This is a genomic window from Kitasatospora sp. NPDC056651 (assembly GCF_042792155.1).
Classification (GTDB): domain Bacteria; phylum Actinomycetota; class Actinomycetes; order Streptomycetales; family Streptomycetaceae; genus Kitasatospora.
Genome location: NZ_JBHTWX010000005.1, coordinates 82,781 through 99,931, shown reverse-complemented (window position 1 = coordinate 99,931; position 17,151 = coordinate 82,781). Strand labels below are relative to the sequence as shown.

General features: G+C 71.6%; 18 protein-coding genes and 1 pseudogene. 10 read left to right on the top strand and 9 right to left on the bottom strand.

Going from position 1 to position 17,151, the window contains the following annotated elements:
- Positions 1 to 183 precede the first annotated feature (183 nt).
- Complete coding sequence (locus tag ACFRAR_RS04485) at positions 184 to 588, bottom strand: hypothetical protein (RefSeq protein ID WP_380694666.1); 405 nt, start codon at positions 586 to 588, stop codon at positions 184 to 186.
- Positions 589 to 862: 274 nt separating this feature from the next.
- Here ACFRAR_RS04485 and ACFRAR_RS04480 point away from each other — a divergent pair, with 274 nt between their 5' ends.
- Entirely contained in the window at positions 863 to 1,630 is a 768-nt protein-coding gene (locus ACFRAR_RS04480; protein ID WP_380694664.1) for a sirohydrochlorin chelatase, read from the top strand.
- A 60-nt stretch (positions 1,631 to 1,690) separates the two neighbouring features.
- Entirely contained in the window at positions 1,691 to 2,641 is a 951-nt protein-coding gene (locus ACFRAR_RS04475) for a hypothetical protein (RefSeq protein ID WP_380694663.1), read from the top strand.
- A 110-nt stretch (positions 2,642 to 2,751) separates the two neighbouring features.
- Here ACFRAR_RS04475 and ACFRAR_RS04470 read toward each other — a convergent pair whose 3' ends face one another.
- Positions 2,752 to 3,882, bottom strand: coding sequence for a serine hydrolase domain-containing protein (locus ACFRAR_RS04470; protein WP_380694661.1), 1,131 nt, complete (start codon positions 3,880 to 3,882; stop codon positions 2,752 to 2,754).
- A gap of 363 nt (positions 3,883 to 4,245) precedes the next feature.
- On the opposite strand from ACFRAR_RS04470, the gene ACFRAR_RS04465 reads away from it, so the two are divergent.
- The 3 genes from ACFRAR_RS04465 (at position 4,246) to ACFRAR_RS04455 (ending at position 8,092) form a co-directional block, all read left to right on the top strand.
- Positions 4,246 to 5,373, top strand: a complete 1,128-nt coding sequence (locus tag ACFRAR_RS04465; RefSeq protein WP_380694659.1) for an RICIN domain-containing protein — start codon at positions 4,246 to 4,248, stop codon at positions 5,371 to 5,373.
- Positions 5,374 to 6,019: 646 nt separating this feature from the next.
- Entirely contained in the window at positions 6,020 to 6,223 is a 204-nt protein-coding gene (locus tag ACFRAR_RS04460; protein WP_030918248.1) for a cold-shock protein, read from the top strand.
- A gap of 369 nt (positions 6,224 to 6,592) precedes the next feature.
- Positions 6,593 to 8,092 (top strand): DEAD/DEAH box helicase, encoded by a 1,500-nt coding sequence (locus ACFRAR_RS04455; RefSeq protein ID WP_380694657.1) that lies wholly within the window; start codon positions 6,593 to 6,595, stop codon positions 8,090 to 8,092.
- Here ACFRAR_RS04455 and ACFRAR_RS04450 read toward each other — a convergent pair.
- The 7 genes from ACFRAR_RS04450 to ACFRAR_RS04420 all read right to left on the bottom strand — a co-directional run bounded on the left by ACFRAR_RS04450 (position 8,038) and on the right by ACFRAR_RS04420 (position 14,221).
- Entirely contained in the window at positions 8,038 to 8,307 is a 270-nt protein-coding gene (locus tag ACFRAR_RS04450) for a transposase (protein WP_380694655.1), read from the bottom strand. The genes ACFRAR_RS04455 and ACFRAR_RS04450 overlap by 55 nt on opposite strands.
- Before the next feature lie 72 nt (positions 8,308 to 8,379).
- Entirely contained in the window at positions 8,380 to 9,003 is a 624-nt protein-coding gene (locus ACFRAR_RS04445; protein ID WP_380694653.1) for a hypothetical protein, read from the bottom strand.
- A 47-nt stretch (positions 9,004 to 9,050) separates the two neighbouring features.
- The gene (locus ACFRAR_RS04440) at positions 9,051 to 10,043 is read right to left on the bottom strand and encodes a hypothetical protein (RefSeq protein ID WP_380694651.1); all 993 of its coding nucleotides are present in this window, start codon (positions 10,041 to 10,043) and stop codon (positions 9,051 to 9,053) included.
- Positions 10,040 to 10,741 (bottom strand): DUF6875 domain-containing protein, encoded by a 702-nt coding sequence (locus ACFRAR_RS04435; RefSeq protein ID WP_380694649.1) that lies wholly within the window; start codon positions 10,739 to 10,741, stop codon positions 10,040 to 10,042. The genes ACFRAR_RS04440 and ACFRAR_RS04435 overlap by 4 nt, the downstream gene beginning before the upstream one ends.
- Before the next feature lie 6 nt (positions 10,742 to 10,747).
- Positions 10,748 to 11,809: a hypothetical protein gene (locus ACFRAR_RS04430; protein ID WP_380694647.1), complete on the bottom strand. Its 1,062-nt coding sequence runs from the start codon at positions 11,807 to 11,809 to the stop codon at positions 10,748 to 10,750.
- Entirely contained in the window at positions 11,806 to 12,618 is an 813-nt protein-coding gene (locus ACFRAR_RS04425; protein WP_380694645.1) for a class I SAM-dependent methyltransferase, read from the bottom strand. The genes ACFRAR_RS04430 and ACFRAR_RS04425 overlap by 4 nt, the downstream gene beginning before the upstream one ends.
- 97 nt (positions 12,619 to 12,715) lie before the next feature.
- Entirely contained in the window at positions 12,716 to 14,221 is a 1,506-nt protein-coding gene (locus tag ACFRAR_RS04420; RefSeq protein ID WP_380694643.1) for a flavin-containing monooxygenase, read from the bottom strand.
- A 299-nt stretch (positions 14,222 to 14,520) separates the two neighbouring features.
- On the opposite strand from ACFRAR_RS04420, the gene ACFRAR_RS04415 reads away from it, so the two are divergent.
- The 5 genes and pseudogenes from ACFRAR_RS04415 to ACFRAR_RS04395 all read left to right on the top strand — a co-directional run bounded on the left by ACFRAR_RS04415 (position 14,521) and on the right by ACFRAR_RS04395 (position 16,938).
- Positions 14,521 to 15,249 carry a hypothetical protein gene (locus tag ACFRAR_RS04415; protein ID WP_380694642.1) on the top strand — a complete coding sequence of 243 codons (729 nt, stop codon included), beginning with the start codon at positions 14,521 to 14,523 and terminating at the stop codon, positions 15,247 to 15,249.
- Entirely contained in the window at positions 15,177 to 15,407 is a 231-nt protein-coding gene (locus tag ACFRAR_RS04410) for a glycosyltransferase (protein ID WP_380694640.1), read from the top strand. Before ACFRAR_RS04415 ends, ACFRAR_RS04410 begins: the two co-directional genes overlap by 73 nt.
- Positions 15,344 to 15,538, top strand: coding sequence for a hypothetical protein (locus ACFRAR_RS04405; protein WP_380694735.1), 195 nt, complete (start codon positions 15,344 to 15,346; stop codon positions 15,536 to 15,538). The genes ACFRAR_RS04410 and ACFRAR_RS04405 overlap by 64 nt, the downstream gene beginning before the upstream one ends.
- 180 nt (positions 15,539 to 15,718) lie before the next feature.
- A complete protein-coding gene (locus tag ACFRAR_RS04400; RefSeq protein WP_380694638.1) occupies positions 15,719 to 16,279 on the top strand; it encodes a class I SAM-dependent methyltransferase in 561 nt (186 codons plus the stop codon).
- A 12-nt stretch (positions 16,280 to 16,291) separates the two neighbouring features.
- Positions 16,292 to 16,938, top strand: a pseudogene (locus ACFRAR_RS04395) (glycosyltransferase family 2 protein).
- Positions 16,939 to 17,151: the final 213 nt, after the last annotated feature.

The window sequence follows — 17,151 nt, the reverse complement described above, 5'->3', positions numbered from 1 at the left end:
GGAGTCGGCGTCGGTGAAGACGACGACGCGAGCGTGGCACGCGGAAACGGCCAGGACAGCCTGGAACTGCGGGGAGTTCCCGCGCTGTCCGGCCGTGATCACGAGTGACATCAGCTTCTGTGCCTGCACGCCATGCCCGTGCGGCTGCGGGCCGTAGGTTCTCCTACGGTCCGACGAGGCCCGTCAGAGGTGCTGGACGAGGCCGACTCCCAGGGCGATGAGTGCCGCGGCGATGAGCACGGCTCCGGCCCGGGTGAGGTGGGTGCCGGGGGAGGATTGACCTTCGGTACCGAGGGCGAGGTGCAGGAAGAAGCCACCGGACTGGGCGAGCACTCCGGCCAGCAGGAGGATCCCGAAGAGCCACTCCGTCCCGGAGGAGAACCCCGTGCGGGGCAGGTAGAGGAAGTAGACCAGGGACAGGACCAGCAGCACGCCGGCGTGGGCGTGACCGGCGCGGAAGAACCGTTCGCGCAGCGCGGTGAGCGTGCCGTGCTGGACGGTGATCAGCCGCAGCAGCGCGTGCCCGCCGAACTCCACGGTCACCAGTGAGAAGACGGCGACAGCCGGCAGGAGTGTGGACGCTTCCATGGTGGGCCACCTTCGAGGTGTCGGACAGGGCGAGTGACCGCAGGCTACGGCGGCACCCACCGGACCCTTCGCCGGTCGCGGGCGGGCCCGGTACGGGTCCACCCGGATGCGGGGCGCGAGGAAGGGGACGTCCGGGCCCGGCGGCGGGAACGAGGCCTCCACACGTGGTGCGAGCGGCTGAGCTCTGCGCGGCGCTGCCGAGAAGGTCCGTCACTGACGGTAATCTGGCCGTCGCTTCCCCGCAATCGCACCGCATGACGAGAGTGGTACGACAGTGACCGACGCGATCGACACGACGTTCCCACCGGCCGCCGAACCGGCGGCTCCGAGCGCACTGCTCCTGCTGGCACACGGCAGCCTCGCCCCCGAGGCGCAGGAGTCCACCCGGGCGCTCGCCCGCGCGGTCGGGTCCTCCCTGGGAGGGCGGGTCGAGGTCGCCTACCTCCGGCACTCCGGCCCCACGGCCCGTCAGGCGCTGGCCACGCTCTCCGACGCCGGACACGAGCAGGTGGTCGTCGTGCCCCTGCTGCTGACCTCCGCCTTCCACGCCCGGGTCGACCTGCCCAAGGCGCTGTCCGACCTGCCGACCCGGGCGCCGGTCGTGACGCCGGTGGTGGGCGGTCCCACCGGCGTGCCCGACAAGCGGTTGGTCGCGGCGCTGCGGCGCCGCCTCGCGGAGCTCGACGTCGAGTTCGACGCGGTGGTGCTGGCGGCGGCGGGCAGCATCGACGTCGCCGCATGCTCGGCGGTGACCGCGATGGCCTCCGCGCTGGGCACCGCCCTCGGCCTGCCGTGCCGGGCCGCCTTCGCCTCGACCACCGCGCCCACCCCCGGTGAGGCGGTCGAAGAACTGCGCCGCGCCGGGGCCCGGCGGATCGCGGTCGCGTCCTACTGCTTCGCCGCCGGCCTGCTGTTCCGGGTGACCGTCGAGGCGGCGACCGCGGCGGGCGTGGTCGGCGTCTCCCCGCCGCTGGGCGACGCGCCCGAACTGGTCGAGCTGGTCCTGGAACGCTTCCACCAAGCGGGCGACGGGGCGGCCTGAGCAGCGACCCATGGTGGGTTCCGCGCGATGCGCCAGGGAGGCCATGCGAAAGGGATCGGTATGACACGGGTGCGCGAGGCCGGAGACCTGGTGCGGCGGATGTGGGCGGTGAACCGGCCGCTGGTCGTCACCTGCGCCTTGATGGTCGTGGTGCTGGCCGCCGCCCTGGTGGGCCTGGCCGTGGACCAGCAGTCGATCACCGGGCAGCCGGCCTGGGCGAAACCGGCCCGGTTCGCGCTGTCGATCTGTCTCTACTCCCTCACCCTGATCTGGCTGCTGACCTTCGTGCGCGGCCACGAACGCCTCGTACGGGCGGTCGCCCTGGTGACCGCCGTGGCGCTGAGCGTGGAGATGGCCCTGATCGCCGGCGCGGCCGGGGCCGGGACCACCAGCCACTTCAACTTCACCACCGCGACCACGACGGGCGTGTGGATGACCATGGCCGTGTTCATCGTGGCCACCTGGGTGATGAACCTGGTGACCGTCGTCCTGCTGCTGGTCCAGCGGGTGGAACCGCCCGCGTTCGCGTGGGGGCTGCGCCTGGGCGCCGGTGTCTGCTGTCTGGGCATGGCCGTCGCGTTCCTGATGACCCTGCCCACACCCCCGCAGCGCGTCGCCGCCCAGGGCCATGGCATGCCCATCATCGGTGCGCACACCGTCGGGCTCGCCGACGGCGGCCCGGGCCTGCCGGTCACGAACTGGAGCACACTCGGCGGCGATCTGCGGATTCCGCACTTCGTCGGTCTGCACGCCCTCCAGGTGCTGCCGCTGATCGGCCTCCTCCTCGTCCACCGGCCGCGCGGGGCCGCTCCCGGACACCGAGCCGCGCTGATGTGGATCGCCGCGCTGACCTACCTCGGCCTGGTGCTCGTCCTCACCTGGCAGGCACTGCGCGCCCAGCCGGTCACCGCCCCCGACATCCCGACCGGTGCCACGCTCCTCGCCCTGGCCGTCGCCGCCGGCACGGCCGCCCTCCTGGTCCTGCGGCACGCCCGCGCCACGAGTGGCTGACCGGCCGGGAACCTCTGCCGTCCCACCACAAGCGGCCACCGCCGCTCAGGAACGCCGTGCCTCCGTGCCCGGACGCCTGCGACCGCTACGCGCACCCGGTCCGACCCGGGTCATGAGCGCCGGCAGAACTCCGCGTCGGCGAGGTCCCGGGCCGCCGCGCCCTGGAGCGCGAGGCGGTCGGTGTTGAAGTAGAGGGTCATCCGGTGGCGGGTGTCGCGGGTGGAAACCGTGAGGGCTTCGAATCCGTAGCCGCCGCCGCGGTGTCCCCAGAGCTCGATCCCGCAGGAGGTGGTCATGCGGACGAGGCCGAGGCCCTGGTGGTCGATGCCGGCGGGCACGGTGGTGGTCATCTCCCGCAGCTGCGCCCGGGGCAGCAGCCGGCCGGCGAGCAGGGCACGGTAGAAGCGGTTGAGGTCGTCCGCCGTGCTGATGATTTCACCGCTGGCGCGGAGCGCCGAGGGGTTGAACTCCGTGACGTCGACGCCGGGCGGGGGCAGCTGGACCTGGGCGGTGGAGTAGGCACGCCCGGACGGCCGGGGCAGCGACTCGCGGGTTCCCGGCGAGCTGGTGCCCCGCAGGTGGAGGGGGTCGATGATGCGACGGCGTAGCTCGTGCTCGTAGGAACTGCCGGTGATCCGCTCCACGATCATCGCGGCCAGGAGGTAGTTGGTGTTGGAGTACACGAACCGCTCGCCGGGGTTGGCGGCGGGTGGCTTGGACATCGCGACGGCCAGGAGCTCCTCGGGTGTCCAGGTGTCGTGCAGGTGCTGGAGCCAGATCGGCCCGATCTGGTGCAGGGCGGGGTCGTTGAGGTAGTTGTACACACCGCTGGTGTGGTTCAGCAGCTGCCGGACGGTGATGCGGCGGCCGTCGTGGCCGTGGCCCCGGACCATGCCCGGCAGCCACTTCTCCACGGTGTCGTCGACGCTGAGCCGCCCCTCCGCCTCCAGCTGGAGCACGAGGACGGCCGTGAACGTCTTGGTGATGCTGCCCACCCGGAAGTGGTCCGCCGGACGGGGCGGGCGTCCCGTCCGCCGGTCCGCGACCCCTGCCGTTCCCACCCATCGGCTCTCGCCGTCGGCCACCGTGACCAGGACCCCGGGCGCACCGTCCCGCACCGCCCGCTCCATCGCGGCCCGCGTCGGCGCGTGCTCCCGCCGGCCGGCGCCACCGGCCGGCACGGCGGCGGCCGACGGGGAGGCCGCGACCGGCAGGAGCACGGTCAGGAGTGCGGCGGCCACGGCGGCGAGAGTGGCCGGGCTTCTCCCAGCGGCCATGGGCATGGGGCGTGCTCCCTCGTGGGGCGGGGATCATTCGTCCTCAGTCAAACAGCGGCGACACCGCCCCGCACGCGGGGTGACCCGCCGGCGTTCGCACGCATCGCCTGCCGTATCTCCTCGGGGGTATCCGGGTCGTCAGGGCCGGGCTCGAATGCGGGGGCGCCTCCAGCCTTGATTTCCCCGGTAGCCCGGCGGCGGCCCTCAGCTCGGCAGCCGACTGGCGGATCCCGGGCACCGGCGGTGCCGATGAGCCTGGCGCGGCCGCACCCGCATGGGTGATCATGATGTGACGTCCTGTCATATTCATTTGTCGAGAAGGTGTTCATGATGCTGGTCGACTGGCCCGCCGAGACGTTCGTGCTGCGACTTCACCGCATTCCCGGCCTGGTGGCGGGTGTCGCGGCGGGGAGCCCGGAGGGCACCCCGGTGGTGCTCGCGCCCGAGACGGGTGGTGACGGCGAGCAGTGGGTGGCCGAGCGGTTCCGGGTGATCAACCACCGGATCCGGCACGTGGCCACCGGCCTCTACCTGACCGCCGAGGAATCGAGCCGGGGCGCCGCGGTCACCCTGCGGCCCAAGTTCCCTGACACCGGCAGCGATTCCTCGTACTGGCGGCAGGCGTGGCGGGCCTTCGTCCAGCGCGACACCGGCCGGCTGATGGCCCTGCACGACTCCTCCAACTGCCTCCTCGGCCTGGCCGACCCGGCGGCCGAGCGGCCGGGCGGGCCCCTGATCCTGGAGAAGGGCGCCGGGGCCCAGGACCTGAACTGCACCGCCTGGGCGCCCGCGCCCCTCCCGGCGCCGGCACCCGCACCCGCTCCGGCACCGAAGGCCATCGACCTCCCGGTGGGGACGGGACGGGTCCGGGTGCCGGCCCGCCGCTTCGAGAAGCGCGTGCGGACCATCGAGCAGATCTTCGACGAGACCAGCTTCCGGGAGGTCCCCGGCGAGCTCCTCGCCCCGGGCACCCGCATCGAGGCCTTCGACTTCGACCAGTACTCCCAGGGCGACTGGTACCAGGAGGGCCGGGAGGGAAGTCTTGTGACCTTCACCGACAGCTACGAGACGGCGGGCGCCGTGCGCAGGGCCTTCCACCGGCTGCCGGGGGAACCCGCCCGCTACGTGGACGCCGCGGAGGTCGACGTCCACTACGTACCGCCGAAGCTCGTCGCCCGCACCAACTTCCCCGCCGCGCTCTTCGACCGCATCGGCGGCCACGACGCCATCTTCCGGACGCCGTACCGGCTGCCCAACGGGCACGGTTTCTACAACCAGCCGGAACGCCGCGAGGGCCTCTACTTCCCCAAGCGCGACGGCGCCGGCACCGTCGTGCAGTGGAACAAGACCTGGATCGCGGACAACGACACCACGTCCAAGGTCTTCCTCTGCTTCGACGGTCGCTACTTCATCGACGAGATGGACATCACCTGGGCCGACGACGAGAAGAGCTGACGCGGGACCTTGCCGTGCCGCATCGGGTGCTGAACATCCCCGGCGGGCGGACGTGCCGGCAGGGGCGTGCCAGGGGCTACGTGCAAGTCCTCTGCGGTCATTGGACGCTGAGCCGGTCCTCGAAGAAGAGCGAGAACCGGTTCAGCGCTTCCTCTTTCGTCATTCCGGCCAGTATGCGCCCGGACGTGCGGGTGTGGGACTTTCCGGGTACACGATTCCGAGGCTGACCGGAATGTCGCACACCGTGTTCACCGTGTTCACGGTGTTCACCGCGTCCTCGCGGCGCCGAGGGCGGGTGGGGTGCGCCGTGCCGCAGGAATCCCTGGGAGTCGTCGGCGTGGAGCGGGACCGGCCGCATGCTCAAGAGGCCTGCTCGCCAGGCATGTTCACGGCCCTCTCGGCTCGGATCGGTGGTTCGACGGGACGGTGCCCGCACAACCGGTGGCGAAAATGCCTCCGTGGTGGGCCGCGGCCTGGTACAGTCGACTTGGTTGCAGTAGTGGTTCCCATGAACTTTGTGTGCGCCTGGTCATTGTATGGCTGGCGCATTTTTTGTTCCCGGCTCTTTCCCCGGCGGGCGCTCCATGCGGTGACTCGAAGCCCGCGACGTGCGTGTTTCGGACAGTCCCTTGAAGGAGATTTCTTAATGGCTAATGGCACTGTGAAGTGGTTCAACGCGGAGAAGGGCTTCGGCTTCATCGAGCAGGAGGGTGGCGGCCCCGACGTCTTCGCCCACTACTCGAACATCAACGCCAACGGCTTCCGTGAGCTGCTCGAGGGCCAGAAGGTCGAGTTCGACGTCACGCAGGGCCAGAAGGGCCCGCAGGCCGAGAACATTCGCCCGCTGTAGTTCTTCTGCCACGGCACCCGCCTGGTAGCGAGGGGTCCGCATCGCGCACATGCCCGATGCGGGCCCCTCTGGCATCGCGCCACGGCGCACCCCCGGCCGTTCAGGCCCCTGGCTCCGCCACCGGCGGCCATCCCCACGCGGGACGCATCGCGCCGCGTCCGGACCGCCGCCCCGCCGTGACAGCTCACGGTTCGAGGTTCTCCGCTCCCGCCCTCCGCGGTGAGCGCCGACCGTAGGTGACGTGCCGCACGGTTCCACCGTCCACGCTCCGCCCGTCACACTTCCGGCCCGTTCCCTTGTGGTCTCCGCCCGGCGTTCCGCGCCACGGGGCCTTCCTCGTGACGTGCCGCCCCGAGGAAGGTCCTCCGCATGACCCGCTCCAGTCGCCCCTCGTACGACGCCGATGTCCGCTCCGGCGGCGGCCGGCCCGCCAGCGGTCGGCGGCCCTCCGCCCGGAGCACCCCTCGGAGTCCCTCCACGAGAGGTGAGTTCGCGATGCCGGTGAGCACCACCCCGGCACTGCCGGCCGTCGGATCCTTCGAGGAACTGGACATGCCGAAGGCGCTGCTGTCGGTGCTGGCCCGTGAGGGCGTCACCGCGCCGTTCCCGATCCAGGCCGCGACGCTGCCGAACTCGCTGGCCGGCCGCGACGTCCTCGGACGGGGCCGGACCGGTTCCGGCAAGACCATCGCGTTCGGCCTCGCCGTGCTGGCCCGCACCGCCGGGCAGCGGGCCGAGCCGGGTTGCCCGCTGGCCGTGGTGCTGGTCCCCACCCGTGAGCTCGCGCAGCAGGTCACCGAGGCCCTCGCTCCCTACGCCCGCGCGGTGCGCCTGCGGATGGCGACCGTGGTGGGCGGGACGTCCATGAGCCGCCAGGCATGGATGCTGAACCGCGGCGCGGAGGTCGTGGTGGCCACCCCGGGCCGGCTCAAGGACCTGATCCGGCGCGGCGACTGCCGGCTGGACCGGGTCGGCGTCACGGTGCTCGACGAGGCCGACCAGATGACCGACATGGGCTTCCTGCCACAGGTCACCGAGCTCCTCGACCAGGTCGCCCCAGGCGGCCAGACGATGCTGTTCTCCGCCACCCTGGACCGCAACGTCGACCGCCTGGTGCGGCGCTTCCTCAAGGACCCGGTCACCCACTCGGTGGACCCGTCCGCGGCAGCGGTCAGCACCATGGAGCACCACGTGCTGCACGTGCAGAAATTCGACAAGAACGCCACGATCGCCCACATCGCGTCCCGCGACGGCAGGGTGATCATGTTCATCGACACCAAGCAGGGCGCGGACCGCCTGGTGGAGGACCTGCTCGCGAACGGGGTGAAGGCCGCGGCCCTGCACGGCGACAAGTCCCAGCCCGAGCGCACCCGCACCCTGGAGCAGTTCCGCACCGGCGAGGTGACCGCGTTGATCGCGACCAACGTCGCCGCCCGCGGCATCCACGTCGACGGGCTCGACCTCGTCGTCAACGTGGACCCGCCGGGCGACCACAAGGACTACCTGCACCGGGGCGGGCGCACGGCCCGGGCCGGGGAGTCCGGTACCGTCGTCACCCTCGTCCTGCCCAACCAGCGCCGCGCGACGGCCCGACTGATGACCAGCGCCGGCATCACCCCCGTCACCACCAGGGTCAGTTCCGGCGACGAGGACCTGGCCCGCATCACCGGCGCCCGCGTGCCCACCGGCATTCCCACCGTGATCGCCAACCCCGTCGTCGAGCGGGCCCGCCGCGGCCCGTCCACGAGCCGCGGCCGCCGAGGTCGCCCCGCCCGCCCCGCCGGCGACACCCGGGCCGCCGCCGGCCGCGACGCTCACAGCTCCGCCGGCCGCCGCCGGCCGCCCCGGAGCGCCGCACCCGCCGCGTAGCACCGCCGGGCCGGCTCCCCGCCGAGGGTCTCCTCCACGTGGCCTCGCCACCGGCGGAAGAGGTCGTAGAAGCGGTCCCGTGGGCCGTATCGCTCGGGGGAGCCCCGCCCGGTCGTGCCCGCCCGGGTTCGCCACCGTGTCCCGTCGATCAGTTGGCGACGTGTCCGCGTCGGCGGCCTACCCGGCCTCTTCCCCGCCGGTAGCAGCGGTTCCATCCGAGCCCACTGTCAGTCCGTCAGATCCCCTCGTGCCACATCATGATCATCGCAAGGTGAGATCCACTTTCGCTAGATGCCGCAGCCGATACCGCCGCCGCATTGGTAGCGGCGCCGCTGCCTCGCGTGCTTCCCTCTCCGCAGGATGCGGGTGGCGGCGTCGCAGGTGCGCAGGTCGTGGCCGGCGGGCAGGGCGGTCAGCCCCCACAGCGCCACGGTCGCCGTCCCCTGGCGGAGTTCGGCCCCCCGGGTGGCCTCCAGTACCCGTTCTCCCGGCGCGGTGGCGGAGTGTAGCGGCGGCCGCGACACTCGGTTGATCCACAGGGCGGCCGCGAAGGGCACCAGGAAGGCCGCCAGCAGGGAGACCGCCAGCGGGGCGGGCCAGAGTCCTCGGTGCGCGCCCGTCCACGCCCCGGCGACCGCGCACGCGACGGCCACCGCGCCGATCAGCACCGGCGTCCGCCGGTTCACCCGCCGCACGCGTTCGACCAGTTCCTCGTCGTCGGCGAGCCCCCGCGCCGCGAGCCGTGCGCGCAGGGCCTTCGCCTCCGGGGAGTCGTCCACCGCCCTGAGAAGCGTCTTGAGATCGCCGGTGAACCGCTGGGTGGCCGAAACGGTCACCCGGTGGCCACGGCGGACGAGTTCGGCGACGAGGCCCAGGCTGGAATAGACGTGGCCGGGCGTGGGATGGGTCATCACCCAGACGTGTCGGCCTGGTCCGCGGGTGGACGGCGCCGTGGCCGTCACGCGGCACCGTCCGGGTCGAATCCGGCCAGTTCCAGCAGGTCGGCCTCGACCGGTGGGCGGTCGAGTGTGAGGCCCAGCAGCCGTTCGGCGACCCGCGCGTACTTGTCCACGCCCGTGCGGGCCTCGGCCTGTTCGAACAGCTCGATGGTCGGTGGCCAGAGGTCCAGGAACGCGGACAGCTGCTGCCACAACTGCCGTGCGTCGTAAGCCTCGAAGGCCTGGGTGACGGCGGGTAGGGCGCGGAGCAGTCGGTTCTGTGCGTCGCTGCTGCGACCGGTGAGCTCGAGCATGACCTCGGTGGCGGCATTGCCCGCTCCCCGGCCGAGTCCGGCCAGGGATGCGTCGGCCCATCGGGCGCCGCCGTGCTGGGCGGCGAGCACGTTCGCCAGGGCCAGCCGCTTGCAGTCGTGGGCGTGGAAGCCGAGCGGCAGTCCCACGGTGTCGGTCAGGCGGTGGAAGAGCTCTTCGACGTGCCGGGGGAGGAGGGCGCTGTTGGTGTCGGCGATGTAGAAGATGTCGGCGCCGGCGCTCTCCGCGGCTTTGGCGCGGATCTCGACGGCCTCCGGGGTGGCCCAGCTGGCGAGCGTGAGGTTGACGGTGAACGACATGCCGGCGGCGGCGAGCGTCTCCGCGGTGCCCCGCCAGCCGTCGTTCCCGTGAGGGGTGATCGGAATGCGCGTCAGGGACAGACCTGCTGCGGCCAGTTCACCGACGTCGAGTGGTCCGGGGCCGCCGGGATGGAGCATCCCGACCAGCGGAACGGTGGTGACGGAGGCCAGGTCCGCCACCTGCTCGGGAGTCAGGGCGTAACAGGGGCCGGCGTGAGGGTAGTGGCCGTGGTTGGGCGGGAGTCCGGTGAGGTAGCCGATCTCGATGCCGTCGACCTCGGCCCGGTCGAGCAGGGCGACGACGGCGCGGGCGTCGTCCAGGCCGAGCCTGAAGTCGTTGACGAAGCCGCCGTCGCGTAGGGTGACGTCGATGATTTTCACGGGAGGCCTTTCACCTGGTCGATCCGTTCCGCCGAGGCGGGACTGCCGGTGTCCGTCGGGCGGAAGCGCCTCAGCGCCTCGTGGTAGGCATCCCGGTACTCGTTCCCGGACACCTCGCCGCCGTCCTCGTACCGGCTGCCGAAGAGCGAGCGGTACACGGCGAACCAGTCGGGCCGGGAGCTCAGGAAGAGGATGTCGTGCACCGCGATGTGGCGCAGCGCGAACAGCGGCACGGGCGAGGTCTTGTTGCCGAACGCGGGGTTGCGGGCGGCCGGTGCCCGGCAGCGGGGGTGGAACTGGCCGAGCATCATGCCCTGGCGTACGAAGTGCGTCTTCAGGTCGGCGTGGACGTCGTCGAGGACGGTGGCGCGCTGTTCGGAGAGGTTCGGGAAGGCGGTGACGATGGTCTTCAGTGACTTCTCCGGCCCGGTCAGCGGAGGTGTGCGCCGGAAGACGGGGATGTAGCGGTGCAGGAGGTCCCTGAGCTGGGCGGCGTCGACCGTGTCGTCGACTTCGCCGTGCACGGCGATGTGGAGGGCCTCGGCTTTGACGGCGGGCGGTACGAAGGGGCAGATGGGGCCGCTGCGGCCCAGCTGCGGGTGGGGCTGGGAGATGTAGTCCCGGGCCCAGTCGAGGACTTCCTGGGCGCAGCGGGCGGTGGACGGGGTGAGGAGCCCGGTGGGGGAGAGCTGTTGCACGGCGGGTCACCCCTTCGTCCGCCGGGCGAAGAGGTAGCACTTCGCCTCGGGTGGCCGGTCGGGTGTGTGGACCACTTTGAGGTGGTTGAGCCGCCGCCAGGTGCGGGTGTGGGCTTCGTCGGGTGGGGCACTGGGGGCGGGGTGAGCCGCGTTGAACCGCCGGAGGGCGGCGGCGGCCTGGGGGCGGCAGAGTCCGAGCGCGGTCAGGCGGTTCAGGGCCTGTTCCCAGGGTGGCGGGGTGCCGGGCCGGAGCCGGGAGCGGAACATGTACTCGATCCCGACGCGGTCCTGTGCGTGGGCGGTGACGTCCAGGTCGAGGGTCAGGCAGTCGACGGTCCGGGCCATGGGTTGCAGGACGGGTAGCAGGTCCCGGTGGCGGCCGGGCCATCCGGTGGCGTCCAGGTAGTCGAGCAGTTGGCGGTCGGTCAGTCCTTGCACGCACAGCCTCCGGTGGTCCGCGCGGCGGGGCAACAGGACGCCGAGGACCACGCCGGAGGCGGTGGGGGGTGTCGAGCGCAGGCAGTGCGCGAGGAAGGCCCGGTCGGCACGGTCCGGCGTGGTGCCGGTGAGTAGGGCCGTGGCCTCGTCGAGCGGCGCGGTCGCCGCACCGGAGCGCGCCGTGCCGGGGGCGATGTCGAGGAAGACGTTCGGCGGTGGCGGGATCGGGCAGGCGGCGTCGGCGGGGGCGAGGTCGAACTCCAGCCAGACGTCCCGGATGTGTTCGTACAGCGCGCCGGCCGGGTCCGTCCAGGCGGTGGCGAAGTCCGCCAGCCGGCCCCATTCGGGACGGGGCGGGTCGGCGGCGCGGTACGTCTGGTCGGCCAGGTGTGCCAGGGCGGCGCGTTCGTGGGGGGCCTTGCCCACGCAGAACATGAAGTCGACGGGGGCCGTGTCCTGGTCGAGCCGGCATTCCATGCCGACGAACCCGCTGACGTCGCGCGGGAAGTGCTCTGCCGTGTGGAGGGTCTGGGTCAGCCGGGCCGGTGGCACGAGGTCGGGGTGCAGTCCCTGGGCGAGGTCGGCCACCAGGTCGGAGAGCCGCTCGGCCAGGACGGTCCGCGCGGTCATGCCGGTGCCTCCCCTCGTACGTCCCGTACGTCCTCCACGTCCCGCACGGCCCACAGGTGGCAGGTCAGCCGCCGGTCGGAGGCCGGTTCGCCGAGGGTCGGGCCGAAGGTCGCCAGGACCCGCAGGCCGGCTTCCTCGGCGGCCGCGGCCAGGCGCGCGGGGTCGTGGAGGGGGAAGCGGGACCAGAACTCCGTGACCTCGCCCTCCTCGTGGAGGAAGAGGCGGTGGTGCACGCGTTCGTGTTCCGCCGGGAAGAGGAGCCGGCGAAGCACGGCGGCCCGGACCGGCCGTCCCATCAGTCGGGTGGAGGGGTCCTCGGTGACGGTGATGTCCGGGTCGCGTCGGTCGAGGTCGGCGGGCGCGCGGCTGAGTTCGCACAGCAGGTGTCCGCCCGGGCGCAGGGCTCGGGCCATCTGCGCCATGAACGCGGCCAGTTCGGGATCCCGCAGTTGGAGTGAGGGCCCCTGGACCGCGAGCACGAGGTCGAAGGCGCGGTCGAACGTCATCTCGGCCATCGGGATCGGCAGGTACCGGCAGTCGAGTCCGGCGGCCGAGGCACGGCGGCGGGCGAAGTCGAGGAAGGCGGGGTTGATGTCGGTCGCGGTCACCCGGTAGCCGAGTTCCGCGAGGCGGTGGCTGTGGATCCCGGGGCCGCAGCCGATGTCGAGCACGTCCGCGCCGGGCGGTAGCCGCAGGTTTCGGTGCAGCCAGTCGATCGCCTGTTCGGCCGCGTCGACGGCGGGTCCGGCCGGAGCCGTGGAGCCGTCGTCCTGACGGTACTGGCGGGCCAGGATGTCCTCGACGCGCATCGCGCCCCAGGGTGTCGGGTCCGGCGGCGTGAATTCCGAGAGTTCTTCTTTGAGTGGTGTCCCGTGGAACCACTTCGAGGTGCCGGTCGGCATGATGTCAGGGCTTTCCGTGAGTCGGATCGCGCCGAATGGTGTCGGGTGCGTAGTCGTGCGGTGAGAACGGTTTGAGGTAGTTTCGCACCGCGTTCACTCCGCGCGGATTACTGATGGTTATCAGGTCTTTCTGCAGGCCGTCCAGGTAGGAATAGGTGTAGGGCACCACGTGGGTTCCGGAGAAACGGCCGGAAAGCGGTCGTACGGCTTTTCCGGTCAGGAGTTCGGCGTCGATCGCCCGGTGCATCTCCGGTGGGCTCGGCAGCGTGATGCGTCCGGTGGCGTGGGCCGCGAGCCAGCGTGCGCCGAGTTCCGAGGTGGTGGGGGTGAACAGGCTGGAGTTGTAGCCGACGAACCCGAGCCCGGGCACCTCGGGGCTCACCAGACAGCGGTAGAGCCGGTAGCGGCCCTCGGGGTCGATGATCCGGGCGGCCAGGTCCGGGTCCAGGAACGGGAGCTCCTGGCGGTAGCCGGTGCCGAGGACGACCACGTCGGCCGCCAGCACCCGGCCGTCGGAGAGCACCGCCCCTTCGGGGGTGAACCCTTCGGCGCCCGCCCGGTGCACCTGGATCCGGCCGGCCCGGACCAGGTGGAACAGCCCCGCGGGCGCCACCTGGAAACCGGAGGCCACCTGCTCCCCGAACCGGTGCGCCGGTCGCAGCCCGCTGGCGCGCAGGCGGAACTGGCAGGACAGCAGCAGTTCCACGGCCCGCCACAGGAGCGCCAGCAGGCGCCGCCGGCCGGCCTCCAGGCGCGCCGGGCCGGGTGAGCGCGACGGCATGAGCGACTCCCACAGCCGTGAGGTGCAGACGTGGCGGATGTGCACCAGTCCGCCGAAGAACCGCGGCACCGTCCAGACGGCCCGGCGCACGACCAGGTGCACCTCCCGCGCCCGCGGCGCCGCGGTGGCCGCGATGTCCATCGCCGACTTCCCGAACCCGACCACGACCACGCGCCGCCCCCGGAACAGCTCCGCCGAGCCGCAGTCCGAGGTGTGTAGCACCGTTCCGCCCGCGGCGGTGAACCGCCGTGTGCCGGGCAGCTCGGGAACGTGCGGCGCGCTGAAGATGCCGTTGCACACCAGGAGGAAGTCGAACTCCCGGGTGGAGCGCCCCGTCGGCGAGTCGACCGTCACCGACCAGGGCGGCTCCCCCGTCCCGCGTGGCTGCGCACGCACCACGGTGGACCGGTAGCGGATGAGCGGTGCCACTCCGAAGTGCTCGGCGTACGCGCGCAGGTACGCCTGCACGTGGCGTGCCGAGGGCCAGTCGGGGTGGTCCGCCGGGGTCGGGAAGTCGGAGAACGCGTACTGGTCGCCCGGGGTCTGCGTGGTCAGCCCGGCATAGGCCCGGCGGGGGTTCCACACGCCGCCGAGCTGGTCCGAGCGCTCGAAGACGGTGACCTCGTGTCCTTCCTCGTGGAAGGTCTTCGCCGCGACGAGTCCGCTGACCCCGGCCCCTATGACGCAGACACGCAACCGGGGTATGGGTGCCCGATTCCCGTTGTCCATGGGAGGTCCTTTGTTCGGCTCGTTCTCCGGCCCCGCCGGGCCGGGTTCGCACCGGATTCGGGGTGGCAGCGGAAAGGGAGAAAATCTCGGCCGTGGTTCCCGCGCTCGGCACCGGCTGGTTTCCGCTATTCGTTGCCATTCGTAGCACCGCACGGATTCGAGTGCGATCCGTTGCACGCCCATGCGAGTGGAAACCCGGCGCCCGGCACCGGAAGGTACGGACACGAATCGCGAGGTCTTCGTGATTCCCGCATCCTGGTGCCCAGGGCGCCGACGCGTGTCAGGCAGGGGAGTCGACCATGACGGACCCGGCTGATCGCCGCCCGCTGGAGATCACGGTCCGGATCGCCGGCTACCCGCCGAACCACAACGCGGGCGGGAAGTGGATGTTCCACGGCATGCTCCGTGCCCTGGCCGAGCGGGGGCACCGGGTGACGGTGTGGTTGTCGCGCCACGGCCCGCTCCCGCACCGCTACCGGTTCGACGGAGTCGACGTCGTCCCGTTCCAGGACGGTCTCGGCTTCGCGGCCCGCGCCCGCGAATCCGACGTGCTGGTCTCACGCCTGGGGGACGTGCCGTCCGTGGCCTCACTGGCCCGCGAGTACCGGGTGCCGATGGTCGCGGTCTGCCACCTCGCCCACGAGGGCAGCTACCGCGAAGCGGCCGGCGTCGACCTCATCGTCTACAACTCGTACGCGATGGAGGCCGAAGCCGAGCTGTTCTACCGCGGGCTCGCCGACCGATCCCGACCCAAGGCCACAGCGGTCGTACGGGGCCTGGTACGTGCGGAGGACTACCGCACCGCACCGGGAGAGTGCGTGACCCTGGTCAACCTCACCGACCGCAAGGGCGGTGAGCTGTTCTGGCAGATCGCCGCCCGGATGCCGGAGACGAGGTTCCTCGGCGTACTCGGCGCCTACGGGGAACAGATCCGCCCCCGCAGCTCCGGTCCGACATGGAGATCATCGACCACGTTCCCGGGCATGCGATGCGTGAGCGTGTCTACGCCCGGTCCCGGGTGGTCCTGATGCCCAGTTCCCACGAATCCTGGGGCCGGGTCGGCGTCGAGGCGTTCGCATCCGGCATCCCTGTGATCGCCCACCCCACTCCGGGACTCGCCGAGTGCCTCGGACACGCCGGCATCTACGTCCCCGGGACGATCTCGACGCCTGGCTGTCCGCCCTGACCGCCGTGCTGAAGCCGGACGCCTGGGCACAGGCGTCCGCCCGGGCATTGGAACGGTCCGCCGAACTGGACCCCGCGGCCGACCTCACGTCCTGGGTCGAGGCGGTCGAAGCCCTGGGAGGTCGGGCATGAAAGGCGGCGAGTTCCCGAGGCCCGGCGCAGCGCGCGATGCCGCGTCCGTGCGGGCGGCCGGTCGTTCACCACACAGGTCACTGCCGGAGACCTTCGCCCGGATCTACGAAAGCGGGATCCGGAACCGGCCCGGCGGTGCGGAGGGCGATTTCGAATCGCTCTCCGGGTCGGGTTCTGAACTTGGTCCAGACCGCGGCGCTGCGGTCCCAACTGCCGGGCCTGATAGCCGAACTCGGGACCGGAAGTCTTCTGGACGTGCCCTGCGGGGACTTCTTCTGGATGTCCGAGGTCGAACTCGGTGTCGACAGCTACATCGGCGCCGACATCGTCCCCGAACTGATCGAGCGGAACAGGGAGCGTTTCGCGCGCCCGAACCACGACTTCCGGGTCATCGACCTCACCCGGGACCAACTTCCCTCAGCCGACCTCATCTTCACCCGCGACTGCCTGGTGCACCTCTGCGACGACGACGTCCACCGCGCGCTCGACACCATCAGACACAGCGGTTCCGGGTACCTCGCGACGACGACCTTCACCGAGCGGACCGTCAACCTCAACGACATCGAGACCGGTGCCTGGCGCCCTCTCAACCTCCGCCTCGCGCCCTTCGCCCTGCCCGAGCCGCTGCGCCTGCTCAACGAGCACTGCACCGAGGTCTATGTGACCAGAACGGACGGTGTGGAGACCGAGCACCGGTTCAGTGACAAGTCGATCGGCATCTGGCGGATCGCCGACCTGTAGAGGAGGAGCACGATGGCAGCCGAGCGCTCCGGTGACCCGACCGATTCGGTGAGCGTCATCATTCCGGCCCGCAACGCCGCAGCGACGATCGGTGACCAGTTGGTGGCGTTGAGCCGGCAGGACTACCAGGGTGACTGGGAGACGATCGTCGCCGACAACGCCTCCACCGACGGCACGGCCGAGGCCGCCTGGCGCTGGCGCGACGCCCTCCCTCCCTGTCGGTCGTGGCCGCCGGCGGCCGCCAGGGCGGCAACCACGCCCGCAACGCCGGCGCCGCGCACGCTAGAGGCGGCCTCTTCCTGTTCTGCGACGCCGACGACGTGGTCGCGCCCGGCTGGGTGTCCGCCATGGTCGCGGCGCTGCGGCAGGCCGACATCGTCGGCGGATACCTGGACCTGGACCTGCTCAACGAGCCCGGCGTGGGCCACTGGGAACCGGACGACCGGTGCGAACGCGCCCTCCCGGTCGGCACGGGGTTCCTTCCGTACGCCGTCGGCAGCAGTCTCGGCGTGCGCGCCGATGTGTACCGCCGACTTGGCGGATTCGTGAGGACTACGTCCGGGGGCGGACGAGGTGGAGTTCTGCTGGCGTGCCCAGCTCGCAGGCTTCTCGATCGCCTTCGCCCACGGCTCGGTGGTGCACTGCCGGCTCAGGCGTGACCGCTGGTCGGCGTTCAAACAGGGGTACGGCTACGGCCGTGGCGCTTCCCGCCTGTACCGGGACTTCAGCCGGTACGGCGTCGAGGCCGCGATCTGCCGACGGCAGTCCGGGATTGGACCCGACTCGGCCTGACCATGTATCACCTGTTGTCCGCGAAGCGGGGGAGCGGTGGGATGTCCTGCGCCGGAATGCTGACCGGGCGAACCGTTGGT